Here is a 17,533-nt window from a genome sequence, read left to right on the forward strand (position 1 = left end):
AAAGTATTACGATTGATGTATGAATGCATCGATATATTGATTGATCCTCTCTGTTGATTCTAACATACCCATATGACCAATTCCTTCCAGTACATGAATATACGAGATTAGAGGAAGATGCGTTTGCTGTAACACATCGTTTAAGGGGGCAGCTACATCTTCTGTTCCAAGAACGAACAAAATAGGCAAGGGGTTGCCTTGTAAAACGGCTGTTCGATCGGGTCTTTGCATCATGGCATAATAGTATGCCTGTAAAGAAGAAGTGGTGAGTGATGCTGATTTTTGGATCAACTGCTCTATGATTTCCGGATTATCTTTTTTACACCGGTCGCCAAACAAATTCGGGATCGTATTTTTTAAGAATGCGAATCCGCCATAAATGTGCATCATTTCAATACCTCGCAACCGAACATTTTTTTTCTCTTCACTGTCAGCAAATGCAGTAGAATGGATCAATCCAAAGCCAAGTAATTGCTCAGGATATTTTTCTGCAAAAGCCAATGTGATATACCCACCCATGCTATGACCGAGCATGAAACATCGGTCAATATGTTCATTTTCAAGCATGGCATGAACGGCATCTGCAAGCTTGTCAATCGTGAATCGTGATGGGTCAACAGCATTTGAGTGAGCTGAAATATCCTGAGTGCTTGTCCATTCTGAAGATCCGGTACCTGGTAAACCAGGAATGATCAGCATACATTTTTTTTCTAAGTATGTGATTTGCGCACCCCAGATACTACTGTCCTCTCCGAAACCATGTAGCAATATAACCGGAGTACCTTTTCCGACTACTTGATAATGAATGGTTCCATCTGACCAACTACACTGATTGAACATGTGATTATTTTTTTCGGAATCTATCTGTGAATTTCCACAAGATCAACAGCAAGCTGATCGCTGATGCAATTTTATAGAGATAATCACCCCATTGCACATAAAAAGTTTCTCCGCTAACCACCGGTACTGGATATTTAATAGCCGTTTTTTGATTCCAAGGTTGGCTTGTTTTGATCTCACCAAGTGGATCGATCACTGCAGAGATGCCCGTGTTTGCACTTCTGGCCACCCATTTTCTTGTTTCAATAGCACGGAGTTTTGCATAGTGCAAATGTTGTCGATGCCCCGGCGTATTTCCCCACCAACCATCATTGGTCATGATGGTGAGAATATTCGCTCCTTGTTTCACATATTCACCCACATATTCTCCATACACACTTTCATAACAAATAATGGGAGCACTGCTATAAGGGTTTTGTGGTGTTGAGAAAGCAGTAGCACTTTCAGATCTTCCATATCCACCGGTTGTTCCGCCAAATTGCTCAAAAACAGGGGCCATGAAATTTAAAAAAGTGGGTAGTGATTCAACACCGGGTACCAATTTGCTTTTGTTGTAGAATGCGATGGGTAGCCCGTTGGTAATATGTACTGCTGCATTGAAAGCGTCGTAATAAGTACCACTCCCTGTTGTTCTTGCTGTTGCAGTTTGTTTTTCATACCCATAATTTTTATAGGTCTCAATCCCGGAAACAAGACTGATAGCTGGATGTTTTTTACTGAACGCAAAAACAGGTTGATAATAGCCGTTGTATAAAACATTGTCCTGCCATTCAGCGTCACTCATGGCTGTTTCAGGCCATAGTACCAAAGCAGTATTACTGTCTATGTTTTGTTCTGTTAATTGTAATAACGAATTGATCTGTTCGCTGGTAGATCCTGCATTGAATTTTCCATAAGGATCTACATTGGGTTGTACGATGACAATATTTTGTTTTGCGGTATTTTCCTCGATCTTAGGTTTGATGAATATCGATAGCATAACAGGTATGATGAGTATAGTGATACTGATCAACACATTTTTTTTGACATTGACTTTTTGTTGGAAAGACAAAATAGTTTCGTACAAAAAAACATTGCCGATCAATACCCATAAGGTACCACCTTGTACACCTGTGAATTCATACCATTGGATACTATCAGGATACATGGCGAATACATTTCCTAATGATAACCAAGGCCAGCTTAATTGCCAGTTGTGGTGTATATATTCAAAGCACATCCAGAAACTGATCAAAGAAATATAACCGATGCGTTTCCCTTTTTTCTTCAAATGAAAATAGCCCCACCATGGAAAAGTCATTAACATACTATTGAACATGATAGCAGCGATGGTTCCTACATCCGTTGAATTCCACATCCACCAGGTAGTGCCGGTATTCCAGATGAGTGTTGTGAGAAATGTCGATCCAAAAAAACGAGAGGCAGTCATATTCCTATCTGCTACCATCAATAATGGTATCCAAGCAATAAATATCAATGGCATCAATGAAGAAGCAGGCCATGCTATGTACAGCAGTAGTCCTGATAATATGATGAGATATAAAGAAGGTGTTTTCACAAGCTGTATTTATTGCCCCAAGTTCGTAATAAAAAATAAAAAAGCTCCGGTATATGCCGGAGCTTTTTATAATAGGGTATCAGTTATTTCCGACTATAGTTCGGAGCTTCTTTGGTAATATCAATATCGTGTGCATGACTTTCTTTCATTCCCGCATTTGTAATCTTTACAAAAGTGGCTTGCTGTAAAGCTTTGATATTCTTTGCACCGCAATAACCCATACCGGCTCTTAATCCACCTACGTATTGATAAACGATCTCACTCAAACTACCTTTATATGCCACACGACCTTCGATTCCTTCCGGTACAAATTTTTTGATATCATCTTCAACATCCTGGAAATAACGGTCGCCGCTACCTTGACTCATTGCACCCAAACTTCCCATACCGCGATATTCTTTGAATTTACGGCCTTCGTAGATGATGGTGTCACCTGGACTTTCCTGCACACCGGCAAATACACTACCCATCATCACAACATTTGCACCTGCTGCCAAAGCTTTGACCATATCACCTGTATAACGAATACCACCATCAGCGATGATGGGTGTACCTTTTGTTTTTAGGGCATGACTTGCTTCCATAATTGCGGTGAGCTGAGGAACACCCGCGCCGGCAACGATACGGGTGGTACAAATAGATCCCGGACCAATACCTACTTTAACGGCGTCGGCACCCGCTTCTGCCAATGCTTTCGCTCCAGCGGCTGTACCCACATTACCTGCTATGATCTGTAAGTTTTTGAAATTTTTTCTCAGTGCTTTCAATGCTTCGATAACACCTTTGCTATGACCATGTGCGCTATCAAGTGTTACCACATCAACACCAACTTGTTGTAATGCTGCAGCACGATCCATCAGATCCCTTGTGATACCTAAGGCAGCACCGACCAATAGTCTGCCTAAATTATCTTTTACACCATTAGGGAAATTACTCAGCTGCATGATATCACGATAAGTGATCAGTCCAATGAGCTTTCCCTGTTTATTGACAACAGGAAGTTTTTCAATTTTATATTGACGTAAGATCTTTTCTGCTTTTTTCAGATCGGTTCCTTCGGGGGCAGTGATGAGATTTTCCTTCGTCATCACTTCTTTTACCTTTTTCTTTTTATCTGTTTCAAAACGGAGGTCTCTGTTGGTAAGAATACCCACTAGTTTCTGTCCACCATCAATGATAGGAATACCGCCGATCTTATTCTCCTTCATCAGTTTTAAAGCGTCACCGATCGTAGCGTCAACCAATAAGGTAACCGGATCGATGATCATGCCGCTTTCGCTGCGTTTTACCTTGCGCACCTGTTCGGCTTGCTTTTCGATCGTCATGTTTTTATGGAGAATACCCAATCCGCCTTCACGCGCCAATGCAATGGCCAAACCTGCTTCTGTTACGGTATCCATTGCAGCAGAAAGGATCGGAACATTCAATGTAATGGCTTTGGTAAGCTGAGAACGGATGTCAACTTCACGTGGAAGTATTTCGCTGTAAGCGGGCATCAACAGAACGTCATCGAAGGTAAGTCCCTCACCGAATAACCTGGATGCAGCAGCAGTGTTGCTGGGAGAAGATTTTCTTGTTGCCATGTGCAAAGATAGTTCAATGGGAATATTGATTCCAAAAAATGATTTGGTGGTCTTGGTTCATGGTCGATGGACCATAGACCATGGTAGAACATAGTCAGTATTCCATGGACTATGGTCTATCAACCAACTAACTCAATTGGTATCTCTTCCCCGGCAGTTGAATAATGATATTCTGTAATTCAAGATTTAGAATCGCAGAAGCCATGGCTGAACTGCTGAGGTTGCTTTTGAGGTAGAGTTCGTCCACATGCATATGTTCACAAGTGGAGAGGATGGATACAATGATTTGTTCATTGGGTGTGCATTCGAGGAATAGTTTTTTTTGAGAATTTTTTTTCTTTTTTGGTTCTTGCCAACCCAATGCGCTGACCAGTTGCTCAGGGCCCGTGAGTATAGTGGCTTTATTTTGAGCGATCAATTGCAAGCATCCACTGCTGCGATGATCGTAGATGCGACCCGGCACGGCAAATACATCACGGTTGTATCCAAAAGCAAGATCAGCAGTGATCATACTCCCGCCTTTTATAGCAGTTTCTATCACGATTGTAGCATCAGAGATTCCCGCGACGATCCTGTTTCGTTGGGGAAAATGATGTCTGTCAGGTAATGCATCAAACCAGAATTCTGTGAGAAGCCCACCTTGGTCTATCATTTCTCTAGCAAGGGATCTGTGTACATGCGGATATATAGTTTTGAAACCATGTGCCATCACACCAATGGTAGGAAGTTGATGCTGTAATGCTGATCGATGCGCAATGGCATCGATACCGTGTGCCAATCCGCTTACGATGATCACATCATAAGGTTGTAAGGTTTTGATCAGTTGTTCAGTTACCATTCTGCCATAGTCGGTTGCATTCCTGCTGCCGATGATGCTGATGATCCTGGATGTGTTCAAAGATCTATTGCCTTTGAAGAAAAGAATCAATGGAGGATCGGCACAATTTTTAAGTCGTTGCGGATATTGCTGATCAGTAATGAAAAGGATGGAAAGACCATGTTGTGCTATCTTTTTCAGTTCTTGTTCAGACAAATGATGATCTGTGAATTTTTTGATCTTTGCAGCTCTTATTTCTCCAATGCCTTCTACTGCTGCGAGCTCTTTTTTTCTGGCCTTGAAAATCGCAGAGGCGGTTCCAAAATATTCGATCAGTTGCTTGGTGAGAATGCTGCCGATATCGGGTATTCGTGTTAGGGATAATTGATAGATGGTTTCTTCCGTAATCATCCGAACAATGTCACCAAAAAAATAATGCGAAAAACAGGTATTTATACATAGGGAATTACCTTATTTTACAGATATATATTTTTTATCATTTATGCGCGGTACGTTTTTTTTATTTGTTTTGGTTGTTGCCCTTCAATCGGATGCTCAGCAGCTGCAATTACCTTTTTCGGTCAAATATTTTTCTGGATCGATTCGATCAACTGATTCATTATTGATCAAAAATGTGGGTAAGAAAAATGGCTTGGGATTACCTAATTATGAAATTACCATACTTGACACAGCTGCATTGATCAGGCCTTATGAACGAGAACGAGAAAGGGCTGAAAGTATGATTGGATCTGGCTTTCGATCACATACCATATTCGTGGATTTGAAAAATCAATACCAATATTTTCAATCAGAGCCGATAGGTCTTGATAAATTTTTGGTGCAGGAAAAATATCGGCAAACAGTATATGATCTGATAAATGATTCCATCTCAGTTTTAGGATATACATGCTACAAAGCGGTTCTAAAGGCTAAACCCGGGAACCAGACTAATAGCGTAATGTGGTATGCACCTTCCTTGCCATATCCTATTTCTCATTTAGGTTTTAGCGGGTTGCCTGGTCTCGTACTTGCAAGTGAAACTTATAATGGAAAAAGTAGAGCTGTTTTAATAGCTACAGAAATCAAGACTGAGAAAAGAACGATCGTAAAGCCTTTCAAAGGAAAGCCGGTTACGCAGGAAACTTTTTTTAAAGCGCTAGAAACCTTAAGAAGAAACTGAGTCAATGGTTACAAACCTGTAATTGTAAAACTTGTTCTTCTGTTTTTGGCTCTGCCTGTTTCTGTATTATTATCTGCTACCGGCTTCGTATCTCCATACCCTTTGTACGATAATCGTTCTGTATGGATTCCTTTGCTGATCAAATAATCTACGATCGATTTAGCTCGATTTGTTGAAAGTGTAAGGTTATCTTTTGCATTACCAATATTATCAGTATGACCACTGATCTCTACTTTTAGTGTTGGGTTATCATTCAGTACTTGAATGAGTTGCGACAATTCGGCCAAACCATTCTCCGGTAATGCATAGCTGTTTGATTCAAATAGTATATTGTTGAAGACGAAGCTTTCATTCAGTTTTACAGGCTTTAGTGTGATATCTTTTTTGTACACACTATCTGCTTCCTTTTTACTCAGCGCATACAATTCACTGTAAAACAAGTATCCTTTTCTGTTCACCGTGAATGTGTAATCTTTTCCTGTGGGAAGCGTTATGAAATACTCTCCCAATTCATCCGTTTGTACACGCATCAATACAAGATCATTGTTGTTATCTGTTAATTCAACAGTAGCAGGTACACCTTTTTGCGTGATCGCATCTGTTACTTTTCCTTTTACATACAAAGTTCTATTGGGTCTGATGTTCGGACGTAATTGAAAAGAATAGAGATCGAGATTTCCCCTGCTATCACTCCGATCACTTGCATAGTAAGCAGTGAGTCCATCTGCTGAAACAGCCAGACTCCCTTCATTCTCGATCGTGTTAATGGGATAACCTAAATTCTCTGGCTTCCCCCATTCTCCTTTTTCGTTTTTACGCAATACAAATAGATCAGAATTTCCATAGCCGGGTAATCCATCAGAAGTATAGAATAATGTTTGGTTGTCGGCGTGAATGAATGGAGAAAACTCATCACCCGCCGAGTTAATCATCGGACCCATGTTAATGGCTTTTCCCCATTTGCCGTTTGGTTGTCTGAAAGACATGTACAGATCTCTGCCACCATAACCGCCCGGCCGATTACTACTAAAATAGAGCACTCGTTTATCAGGACTAATCGAAGGCGAGCTCTCCCAAAATTCTGTATTGATCGCAGGACCTAAATTTTCAGGTTCACTCCATCCTTGCGGTGTGTATTGTGAGAGATAAATATCATACCAGCCTAGACCTTGTCCTGAGAAATCACCGGCGAACAGTAACCATTCGCCATCTTGTGAAACAGTGATGGCCCCTTTTCTGGGTTCTAGGTTGATATCGCCATCAATCAATTGTGCTTTCCCGAATTTTTTATTGGTGATGGTACTCTGCATAAAATCTTCACGCTGATCACCGGTTCTACGAGTGAATACCAATAAACTATCTGTTACAGTTACTGATGGGTAATATTCTGAACGTGGTCCATTAACACTATCACCTAAATTAATCGGTGCAAACTGATAATCCGTTACAGGATGCTTGGCTGCATATTCAATAGCGAATTGATAGGATTGTTTTCGATAGGCCGCACTCTTTTGACCTCTCTCACTAATGTTTGGGATCGATAAGAATGTATTCACCGCTTTTAGTGCCTCTTCAAATCTTCCCAATCCTGCAAGATTAATAGAATAGGGTAGGGTATAGATTTTAAAATATTCCGCATCTTTTGCTTGCACTTTTTCATACAAGTTCACGGAACGTTGGTATTGTTTCAGTTCACCGAATGCTCCTGCTAATGACAGATATGCATCTAAAAAATTAGAATCAATATTGATGCATTCCAGTAAAACGGGAACGGCTTCGCGTGTCAGACCATCTTTGAGTAATTGAATGGCATTTTCATAGCGCGCCAAAGCCTTTGGCTTTATTTTATCAGCATCATAGCTCTGTGCATTGAGATGCAGACTCAATAATGCAAAAGCCAAAAGGAAGATCGTTTTTTTCACTGCTGAAAGTTCGTAAAAAAGAGAAGTGCATCTTGTTAAAATTCCCGTGATCAGGGAACGTTGATGTATTTGTGTGTTTGCAGACTCAATTCCCACTGAGGATTTGCTTTGATATAATCGATGATCAGCGGCAATACTTTTTCTGCTTTATCCCATTCAGGCTGTAAATACAGTTTACAGTTAGGGTTGACTTGCGCAGCATAGGTTTCAGCCCATTCAAAATCATGTTTGTTGAAAATCACCACTTTCAGTTCGTGAGCAAGTGGGATGATATCAGGCAACGGTGCTTTGAATTTCTTAGGTGATAAACAGATCCAATCCCAGTCACCACTTAAAGGCGAGGAGCCCGATGTTTCAATATTGGTTTCAAATCCTTCAGCTTTTAAGGAATGGGTGAGCTCATCAAGCGGATGCATCAAGGGCTCACCACCAGTGATCACTGCTAATCTGCCGGGATATTTTTTTGCTTCTGCTACAATATCATCAATGGATAGTTGCGGATGTTTGGATGCATCCCAACTGTCTTTCACATCGCACCAAACACAACCAACATCACAACCGCCCAAACGAATAAAGTAGGCAGCACGACCCTGATGAAACCCTTCACCTTGCAGGGTGTAGAAGGCTTCCATGACGGGTAAAGTGGTAGTATATGTAGTGTTGTTTTTGATATGATTATTTTTTGTCTATGGTCCATGGACCCTGGTCTATGATCTATTCACTCTTTGCTCGTATGCCTGCATGGTATTTTTAAGTAATCCTGCAATGGTCATCAATCCCACACCTCCGGGAACAGGGGTAATGGCAGATGCTTTGGCGGCTACTTCTTCATATGCTACATCACCTTTGATGCGGAATCCTTTTTTCGCAGTAGGATCTTCAACACGAGTGATGCCAACATCAATGATCACAGCTCCGGGTTTCACCATCTCTGCAGTAACAAATCCGGGTCTGCCAAGAGCTGCAACGATAATATCGCCTTGTAAACAAAGTTCTTTTAGGTTAGGAGTATGTGAATGACAAACAGTAACGGTACAGTTTCCTTCTTTTACATTACTGCTCAGTAATATACTGATGGGGCGACCTACGATATTACTCCTCCCGATCACGATCGCATGTTTACCTTTTGTTTGAACATTGAAATGTTCAAGCATTAACATGATGCCGTAAGGTGTTGCCGGAATAAAAGTGGAAAGTCCTTGCACGAGTTTACCTACATTGATCGGGTGAAATCCATCCACATCTTTAGAAGGGTCGATCGCTTCGATCACTTTTTGTTCACTGATCTGTTTAGGTAATGGCAATTGAACCAGAATACCATCAATGGCAGGGTCGTTATTCAGTGAATGAATGGTAGATAGCAATGCGGCTTCATCAATATTTTCGGATAGTCTGATCAGGGTAGATTCGAAGCCTGTTTCTTCGCAGTTTTTGACTTTACTCGCCACATAGGTTTCGCTGGCACCATTATTACCCACTAAAATGGCTGCTAAATGTGGTTTTCGTTTGCCTTCGGCTGCCAACTGAGCGGTTTTGAGTTTGAGGGATTCCTTAACTGCTGCGGCTGCTATTTTTCCATCTAATACTAACATGGCGCAAAAGTATTTAAATGCAACAGGACTTCCCTTTTGTATTGAAAAAAAGAAAACAGATTAATTTTTTTCTTAATTATTAAAGGAAATTAACCTTCATTTTTTTTCTACATTGTTCCAATATGATCAAGAAAATAGCTACTTCGTCGATTTTTAGTCCAATTTCACCGACCTCAAATTGCGGACTGATGCCCTAAACGTATATTTAAAAAGTATCATATTTATACTTTTTTTGCATAAATGGCTGCTAATCAGCCTTTTTTTTGCAAATGTTAAAAAAAATAAAAAAATTTTTAACGGTTGAACAAAAACGGCTTATCTTGAAGCTGGAAATTGTTAAAGCCTTTTAACAATTATTCTTCATTCTAAAATAATACACATGAGAAAAAGTCTAACACTGTTAGCTGCTGCATTGCTGTGGACGCTATCCAGCTTTGCGCAAACAGTGGTGGTTCAGGGTCAGGTTTCAGATGACCGGGGTCCTGTTCCAAATGCCACTATCCAAGAAAAAGGCACAAATAATGCCGCAAGAGCCGATGATCTCGGCAAATTCACACTCAGAGTAAAGCAGGGAGCAAAAGTTATCGTATCTGCCATCGGTCATGAGACCTATGAGTTTACGGCTAGCTCTGCGTATCAGAACATTCAGATCAAGACCCTCGCAGGAGAGTTGGAAGAAGTGTTCGTTACGAGTGCATTCGGTGTGAAGAAATCTCAGCGTACCACTCCTTTTAGTTCTCAGGTGGTGAGTTCAGAGCAATTGAATGTGATTCGTCAGCCGAATCTGAATAATGCACTTGCCGGTAAAGTAGCCGGTGTTCAGTTCAGAGGTCAGTCATCTGCTAAATTGAATGATCAAGGTTTCTTACGTATCCGTGGTGGTGGATCATTGAATGATGCGGGAGCTATCTATGTTGTAGATGGTACTATTACCAATTCATTTGATATTAACCCGGATGATGTAGAAGATATCACCGTTTTAAAAGGTGCGAATGCTACTGCTTTGTTTGGTAGCCGTGCCGGTAATGGTGCGATCGTTGTTACGACCAAAAAAGGACGTAAAGTAAAAGGGATCGGTGTAGAAGTAAACCAGTCAGTAACTTTTGATAGAGCTGTTTTTTTACCTCAATATCAAAATGAATATGGTGGTGGCGATGGCCCATGGTTAACTTTTAACTATGTAGCCGGTATGCCAACAGAATGGCAGGGATTAAATGGAAAAAGATATCGTGATTTTACGGATGATGCTTCATGGGGTCCTAAGATTGATGGATCAGAGTATATTCCTTGGTATGCTTTCATTCCCGGACATGCTCGTTCTGGTAAAACAGCCAGTTTTACACCTCAGCCGAATAATGCAAAAGATTTCTGGAACACAGGCGTTACATCTAATACCAATGTAAGCTTTACACAAAGCAATGGTGCCGGACAAAGTCTGCGTGTTTCTTATACGAATCAGAGCATCAAGGGTATGTTGGAGAATACAAAATCACTCAGACATAACCTGAATACATCGTTTACGATGGATATGGGTCAGTATATTACTGTTGGAGCAAATTTGAATTATACCAATCAGCAGATCAGTGGTGATTTTTCTGATGGATATGCCAATAACTCTGCCGGTAACTTCAGTCAGTGGTTTCACCGTGATTTGGATATTGATATCATGCGTGAGCTTGCAGGCTTAAAAACACCGATCGGAACATTTGCTTCATGGAACTTCCGTCGTAATCCGGGTTCATGGAGTGCTGCTGCTCCTAGAAACAGTGTATATGCTGCGAACTACTGGTACAATCCATTTACTTATTTCCAGAATATTGATCTCACTCAAAGAAGAGATCGTTTATATGGAGATCTGAATCTGACCGTTAAGTTCTCTAAAAACTTCAGATTTAAAGGTGCGATCCGTAAAGATCAGTTCAATGGTAATGTTGAAAATATAATACCGAATGAACTGGAACTTTCTGGTGGACAAACCGGTTTGTTGGCTAGTTATGGAACCAGCAATACTGTAAACAACGAATGGAACTTTGAAGGTGTAGCCACCTATAACCAAACATTTGGAGATTTGGCCGTAACTGTGAATGCAGGTGCGAACAAATTGAATATTCGTCAAAGAGCTGTTGCAGCTAATACCAATAACGGTTTGAACGTTCCTGGTTTATATGCGATCAGTAACTCTAAGACAACGCCTACTATTTCAAACACTAGATCTGACCAACAAGCGAATTCATTGTTTGCATTCGGTGATCTGGAGTATAAGAAATACCTGAGTTTAACTTGGGCTATACGTAATGACTGGTTCTCTACTTTGCCTAAAGGAAATAACTCATTGTTATCTCCATCAGTAGGTGCTTCATTTGTATTCAGTGAATTCACCAAGAGTGTTAACTGGTTAAGCTTTGGTAAAGTATTTGGTTCATGGGGTAAGAAACCAAAGACCCTCAGTCCATATGCTTTGAATTTGAATTATGCAGTTAACCCATTATTGTGGGGTTCTAACTTCCTGATGTCAACTCCAAATGCAACTCCGGATGCTAATCTTCGTGGTGCTTTGACCACAACATGGGAAGCAGGTTTGGATCTCCGTTTTGCAAAGAACAAGATCCGTATGAACCTTGTGTACTATAATGAAGACAACAGAGATGAGCCATTGGGTGTAACCGTGAGTGGTGTGAGTGGATTTACTTCTCAAACCATCAACGCTGCACGTGTAACTCGTCAGGGTCTTGAATTAGAATTGGGTGCAAGTATCATTAAGAGAAAAAATCTTAGCTGGGATGTAAGTAAAACAGTTGCTTACCTCTTAGACAATAAAGTAAAAGCGTTGGCTCCTGGTTTGACCAGCTATACACTTGCCGGCGGTTCATTTGGTACTCGTTTCGCACGTGCCTTCCACTTTGTTGACAAACAGTGGGGTATGTTAAGAGGCGGTGGTATCAAGCGTAATGCAGAAGGTCAGCCATTGATCACTACCAACGGTTTCAGTGGTGGTTTAGGTTGGTATCAGGGTGATGCTACCAAAGAGTGGGGTTCTGTTGTACCTAAATTAACAGGTGGTTTCCAAAACTTTGTTACCTACAAGAATTGGAACTTAGGCCTCACATTTGATTATCAGGTAGGTGGTAAATTCTTCTCTCTGTCTGAGCAGTGGGGAACGTTCTCTGGTCTGTTAGCTTCTACAGCAGGTAAGAATGATAAAGGCAATCCTATCCGTGACCCTGTTGCTTCAGGTGGTGGTGTACGCGTGAGAGGTGTTGATGCCGCTGACGGAAAAACACCAGTAGATGTATATGTAGATGCGTATGATTATTTCCACCAATTCTACTATCAGCAAATTGCAGAACCTTTCGTTCATGACCTCACATTTGTGAAGCTGCGTGAATTGAGTTTAGGTTATGCGATCCCTACTCAAAAATTGGGTAAGCTGGGTAAAGTGTTCCAGGGTGCATCTGTTTCTGTGATCGCTCGTAACCTGTTCTTTATCTATCGTGATACTAAGAACTTCGATCCATCAGAGATCAGTGGTGTATTCGGTGAAGATGGTAACCTGCCTGGTTCACGTTCTGTTGGTTTCAACTTAAAACTTAATTTCTAAAACCCTTAAATCATTTAATATGAAACAAATGAATATAAAAAGAGCCGCACTGGCGTTAGGGGTTTTTGCTACCTTACTTACGGGTTGTAGCAAGGGTATTAACGATTTCGGTAATATCAATAACAACCCGAATGCAACAACTGTTCCTATTACATCAGCCTTGCTGACCAACGTATTGGCCAATGCAGGCGGTAACGTATGGGGCAGCGGTATCAATACCACCGCCGGTTTGTACTGTCAGTACATGTCGGAAACACAATACACGGATATCTCACGTTATGCTACCCCTACTTTGAACTGGGATGGTATCTATGCGGGTGACCTGTATGATCTTCAGAACATCATCAATGTAAATACAGATCCTGCAACAAAAGCTGCTGCAGCGCAATTTGGTTCTAATAATAACCAGATCGCTATCGCAAGAATTCTGAAAGCATATAACTATATGATGCTGACAGATGCTTATGGTGATATCCCTTATTTTGAAGCATTAAAAGGGAACGGAACCATCGCTTACGATAAGCAAGAGCTTATTTATCCTGATCTGATCAAAGAATTGAAAGCTGCCGTAGCTCAATTTGATGGAGGTCTTACCGTTCAAGGTGATGTGATGTACAGCGGCAATACCACTCGTTGGAAAAAGTTTGCTAATTCACTCATCGCAACCATCGCATTACGTATGTCAAAAGCCAATGCAACTTTAGGAAAAGCAGAGTTTGCTGCTGCTATTGCTGCTGGTGTTATTGATAACAATGCAGATAATGCCGGTATTGCTTATCCTGGTGGTAACTATCGTAATCCGATCTATAACTATTACGTGATCACACAGCGTTTTGACTTTGCTGTGAGCAAGACCATTACGGATAATCTTACCGATAAAAATGATCCTCGTATCAACACATTCGGAAGTAATGCTAAAGGTTTCCCTTATGGATTAACACGTAGTGATGCATTGGCATGGCAAACTGCTAACCCAACTTTTGCATTCTTGTATGCTTTTACTGCTACTCCTCAAACAGGAACCATGTTCCTGATGACTGCTGGTCAGATGTACCTCGCCAGAGCAGAAGCTGCAAGATTGGGTTGGACAACAGAAGTGGCAGCAGTGATGTATGAAGCCGGTATCACCGCAGAAATGAATCGCTGGGGTATTACCAACAGTGCTGCTATTGCTACCTATTTGGCACAGCCTAATGTTGCACTTACTGGTACTACCAGCGACAACCAAAAAATTGCAGAACAAAGATGGCTGTCTTATTTCCCTGATGGAAACCAAGGATGGGCAGAATGGCGCAGAACAGGATTCCCTGTACTGGCAGCTGTTCCTGGTTCTACAAGTCCGGTTCCGAGAAGAATTCCTTATGGCCCGAATGAGCCTTTGTATAATCCAACGAATTATGCAACTGCTGCAGCAGGCTATAATTCTAACTCACAAAATGCAAAAGTTTGGTGGGATAAATAATCTGAAAAATATTAAAATTCCGTATATTCAATACCGAATTTAAGTTTCACTCGTTTTCAGTTTTTATAGTTTATCATGCACATGAGAATGGCCGGTAGTCTTACCGGCCTTCTCTTTTTATCTACTACGCAATCATTAATCGCTTATTTTTGTCGCCTTAAATCATGAACATGGAACAGCAACCCAACCACCAGTTGAATATTGAGATCAGTGAAGAAATGGCAGAAGGTGAATATGCAAACCTTGCAATCATCACTCACAGTAATGCTGAGTTTGTAATAGATTTTGTGAATGTCATGCCCGGTACTCCCAAGAGTCGCGTTAAATCGAGAATCATCTTTACGCCAATGCATGCCAAACGTTTTATGAAAGCATTGGAGGAAAATATTGCTCGCTTTGAAGCAGCCAACGGAACGATTCAAGATCTTGAACACATCGAAATTCCTATGAACTTCGGAGGTCCTACTGCACAAGCATAATACAGCATTCAAATTTTACCTTGATCAGCAAAACTGTAATGTCCTTCAGTGCTTACAATGATATGATCGAGTAACCGGATATCCAGTAATGCACTTGCTTCTTTGATCTTCTGCGTGATCAGCTCATCTGCCAGACTGGGGTCCAGATTGCCGCTTGGATGATTGTGGCATATGACCATGGATACGCATTCATGTAACAATGCTTTTTTCAAAATAATGCGGATATCGACCACAGTGCCGGTGATTCCCCCTTCACTGATCTGTTCATATGCAATGACCTTATTGCTGCGGTTCAAAAAAAGTACACCGAATACTTCTTTGTGTTTATGTGCTAGTTTGGCTCTTAGATAATCTGCGATATCACCGCTGCTTCTAATAACTTCTTTTTTCACATGACTTAAGTGTCTGCGTAGTCCCAATTCTAGCGCAGCGGTGATATAAATGGCTTTCGCCGCCCCCAATCCTTTTATCTTCAATTTGCAAATTGATTGAACGGAGAGTCTGCCCATAACATTGAGGTCATTGTTACATTGGCTTAATAGGTCTTTGGCAACCTCTAAAGCGGATTTTCCCGGTATCCCATTGTTGATAAGAATGGCCAATAATTCAGAATCACTTAGGTTTTCGACCCCTTTATGAAGCAGTTTTTGGCGTGGCTGGTCATCAGCAGCCCAATCTTTGATGGTATTTTTTTGCATTGTAAAAAAATTGAAAATTTCAAATGAAAATTTGTGAACCTAATCTCTATCTTCGCCGCTCATTCCTGCAATTATGAATCCATCTGTCAAGATTTTCTCCGGTACAGGATCTCAGGTGCTGGCAGAAAAAATAGCGCATCAGTTTGGCGCTCCTGTTGGAAAAATCAATATTCAGAAATTCAGCGACGGCGAATTTCAGCCCATCTTTCTGGAGAGTATTCGTGGCGATTATGTTTTCCTTGTTCAAAGTACGTATGCACCCACTGATAATCTGATGGAATTACTCCTCATGATCGATGCAGCAAAACGTGCCAGTGCTTATAAGATCATTGCCGTGATACCTTATTATGGGTTCGCGAGACAAGACCGTAAGGATAAACCAAGGGTCGCTATTGGATCCAAACTTATAGCAACTCTGTTGGAAGCAGCCGGAGCGGACAGGGTGATAACCATGGATCTCCACGCCGCTCAAATTCAGGCGTTTTTTGATGTACCGGTTGACCACCTGGACAGCTCTGCTATTTTCATTCCATATATCGAGCAATTGAAATTGCAAAACCTCACATTTGCTGCACCGGATGTAGGAAGTACCAACCGTGTAAGAGAAATAGCCAGTTATTTCAATGCAGAAATGGTGATTTGCGATAAGCATCGTAAACGTGCCAATGAAATTGCCAGCATGGTAGTGATTGGTGATGTAACGGACAGAGACATCGTATTGGTAGATGATATCTGTGATACTGGTGGAACACTGGCAAAAGCAGCCGGACTCTTAAAAGAAAAGGGTGCCAGAAGCGTAAGAGCACTGATCACACACCCCGTTCTGAGTGGGAAGGCGTATGAAAATATTGAGGAGAGTGTATTGGAGGAACTTGTGGTTTGTGATACCATCCCTTTAAAAAAGGAGTCTCCAAAAATTAAAGTGATTTCTGTAGCCGATCTTTTCGCAATTGCCATCCGCAATGCTTACGAGAATAAAAGTATCACCAGCTTGTTCATTCATTCTCAACTGAAAGGAAGAGGATAAGATAAGTTGCCCACTGCAAGCTTCAAGTTGTAAATTTATAAAATCCTGTAAATCAAATGTTTACAGGATTTTTTATGCTGTTGATCCTCTTGAAGCTGGAAGCTTGAAACTTGTAGCTTAAAATCGTCAGATTTTCCCTACTTTTGCCGTCCAAAATTTTAAACATGAAAACAATTACAATCGAAGGACAACTGAGGACCGAGCATGGCAAAAAAGCCGCCCGCCAGATTCGCTCTCAGGAAAACGTGCCAGGTGTAATTTACGGGGGTGCACAGGAGATCAATTTCTTTGCTCCTGCAAAGGCTTTCAAGCCTTTGGTTTACACAAGTGAATTCCAACTGGCCGAGGTTAAAGTGGATGGTAAAACCTACAAATGCATTCTGAAAGATCTTCAGTTTGATAAAGTAGAAGATTCATTGATCCATGTTGACCTGTTAGAGCTGGTTGACAACAAAAAAGTAATCGCTACACTTCCTCTGAAATTTACAGGTACTTCTGTAGGTGTGAAAGAGGGTGGTAAATTGGTTACAAAAATGAAAGCCCTGAAAGTGAAGGCTTTCCCTAAGGATCTGAAAGAAAACATCGCAGTAGATATTACCAATCTGGAATTGAATGGTAACATCCGTGTTGAAGATGTAAAAGCAGAGAATATGGAGATTTTGAACTCTCCTCGTATTCCTATCGCTTCAGTTGTAATGACTCGTCAGTTGAAACAAGAAGAAGCAACTGCTGCTAAAGAAGAGAAGAAGAAATAAGTTGAACATACTTATGAAGCAA

General features: G+C 41.0%; 14 protein-coding genes. 6 read left to right on the forward strand and 8 right to left on the reverse strand.

Annotated elements, in window-relative coordinates; genetic code table 11:
- Nucleotides 1–6 precede the first annotated feature (6 nt).
- The 4 genes from ABXG83_RS12835 to dprA form a co-directional block, all read right to left on the reverse strand.
- Nucleotides 7–840: an alpha/beta hydrolase gene (locus ABXG83_RS12835; protein WP_353549268.1), complete on the reverse strand. Its 834-nt coding sequence runs from the start codon at nt 838–840 to the stop codon at nt 7–9.
- A gap of 4 nt (nt 841–844) precedes the next feature.
- Nucleotides 845–2,398, reverse strand: a complete 1,554-nt coding sequence (lnt, locus tag ABXG83_RS12840; protein ID WP_353549269.1) for an apolipoprotein N-acyltransferase — start codon at nt 2,396–2,398, stop codon at nt 845–847.
- Between the two features lie 83 nt (nt 2,399–2,481).
- A complete protein-coding gene (gene guaB / locus ABXG83_RS12845; protein ID WP_353549270.1) occupies nt 2,482–3,981 on the reverse strand; it encodes an IMP dehydrogenase in 1,500 nt (499 codons plus the stop codon).
- Nucleotides 3,982–4,108: 127 nt separating this feature from the next.
- On the reverse strand, nt 4,109–5,209 hold the full coding sequence (gene dprA, locus ABXG83_RS12850) for a DNA-processing protein DprA (RefSeq protein ID WP_353549271.1): 1,101 nt from the start codon (nt 5,207–5,209) through the stop codon (nt 4,109–4,111).
- 91 nt (nt 5,210–5,300) lie between these two features.
- Between dprA and ABXG83_RS12855 the strand changes: the two genes are divergently transcribed.
- Entirely contained in the window at nt 5,301–5,978 is a 678-nt protein-coding gene (locus ABXG83_RS12855; protein ID WP_353549272.1) for a GLPGLI family protein, read from the forward strand.
- A gap of 8 nt (nt 5,979–5,986) precedes the next feature.
- On the opposite strand, the gene ABXG83_RS12860 is transcribed toward ABXG83_RS12855, so the two are convergent.
- The 3 genes from ABXG83_RS12860 to ABXG83_RS12870 all read right to left on the reverse strand — a co-directional run bounded on the left by ABXG83_RS12860 (nt 5,987) and on the right by ABXG83_RS12870 (nt 9,492).
- Nucleotides 5,987–7,900, reverse strand: coding sequence for an OmpA family protein (locus tag ABXG83_RS12860; RefSeq protein WP_353549273.1), 1,914 nt, complete (start codon nt 7,898–7,900; stop codon nt 5,987–5,989).
- 50 nt (nt 7,901–7,950) lie between these two features.
- A complete protein-coding gene (locus tag ABXG83_RS12865) occupies nt 7,951–8,532 on the reverse strand; it encodes a 7-carboxy-7-deazaguanine synthase QueE (protein ID WP_353549274.1) in 582 nt (193 codons plus the stop codon).
- 75 nt (nt 8,533–8,607) lie between these two features.
- A complete protein-coding gene (locus ABXG83_RS12870) occupies nt 8,608–9,492 on the reverse strand; it encodes a bifunctional 5,10-methylenetetrahydrofolate dehydrogenase/5,10-methenyltetrahydrofolate cyclohydrolase (RefSeq protein ID WP_353549275.1) in 885 nt (294 codons plus the stop codon).
- Nucleotides 9,493–9,871: 379 nt separating this feature from the next.
- Here ABXG83_RS12870 and ABXG83_RS12875 point away from each other — a divergent pair, with 379 nt between their 5' ends.
- The 3 genes from ABXG83_RS12875 (at nt 9,872) to ABXG83_RS12885 (ending at nt 15,031) form a co-directional block, all read left to right on the forward strand.
- Nucleotides 9,872–13,090 carry a SusC/RagA family TonB-linked outer membrane protein gene (locus ABXG83_RS12875; protein ID WP_353549276.1) on the forward strand — a complete coding sequence of 1,073 codons (3,219 nt, stop codon included), beginning with the start codon at nt 9,872–9,874 and terminating at the stop codon, nt 13,088–13,090.
- A gap of 19 nt (nt 13,091–13,109) precedes the next feature.
- Nucleotides 13,110–14,552: a SusD/RagB family nutrient-binding outer membrane lipoprotein gene (locus tag ABXG83_RS12880; protein ID WP_353549277.1), complete on the forward strand. Its 1,443-nt coding sequence runs from the start codon at nt 13,110–13,112 to the stop codon at nt 14,550–14,552.
- 170 nt (nt 14,553–14,722) lie between these two features.
- Nucleotides 14,723–15,031, forward strand: coding sequence for a DUF3467 domain-containing protein (locus tag ABXG83_RS12885; protein ID WP_353549278.1), 309 nt, complete (start codon nt 14,723–14,725; stop codon nt 15,029–15,031).
- Between the two features lie 8 nt (nt 15,032–15,039).
- On the opposite strand, the gene radC is transcribed toward ABXG83_RS12885, so the two are convergent.
- Nucleotides 15,040–15,729: a DNA repair protein RadC gene (gene radC, locus ABXG83_RS12890; protein WP_353549279.1), complete on the reverse strand. Its 690-nt coding sequence runs from the start codon at nt 15,727–15,729 to the stop codon at nt 15,040–15,042.
- Between the two features lie 73 nt (nt 15,730–15,802).
- On the opposite strand from radC, the gene ABXG83_RS12895 reads away from it, so the two are divergent.
- On the forward strand, nt 15,803–16,756 hold the full coding sequence (locus ABXG83_RS12895; RefSeq protein ID WP_353549280.1) for a ribose-phosphate pyrophosphokinase: 954 nt from the start codon (nt 15,803–15,805) through the stop codon (nt 16,754–16,756).
- 164 nt (nt 16,757–16,920) lie between these two features.
- Nucleotides 16,921–17,511, forward strand: a complete 591-nt coding sequence (locus tag ABXG83_RS12900) for a 50S ribosomal protein L25 (protein ID WP_353549281.1) — start codon at nt 16,921–16,923, stop codon at nt 17,509–17,511.
- Nucleotides 17,512–17,533: the final 22 nt, after the last annotated feature.

It is taken from the genome of Sediminibacterium sp. KACHI17 (genome assembly GCF_040362915.1).
In the GTDB taxonomy this organism is placed as follows: Bacteria; Bacteroidota; Bacteroidia; order Chitinophagales; family Chitinophagaceae; genus Sediminibacterium.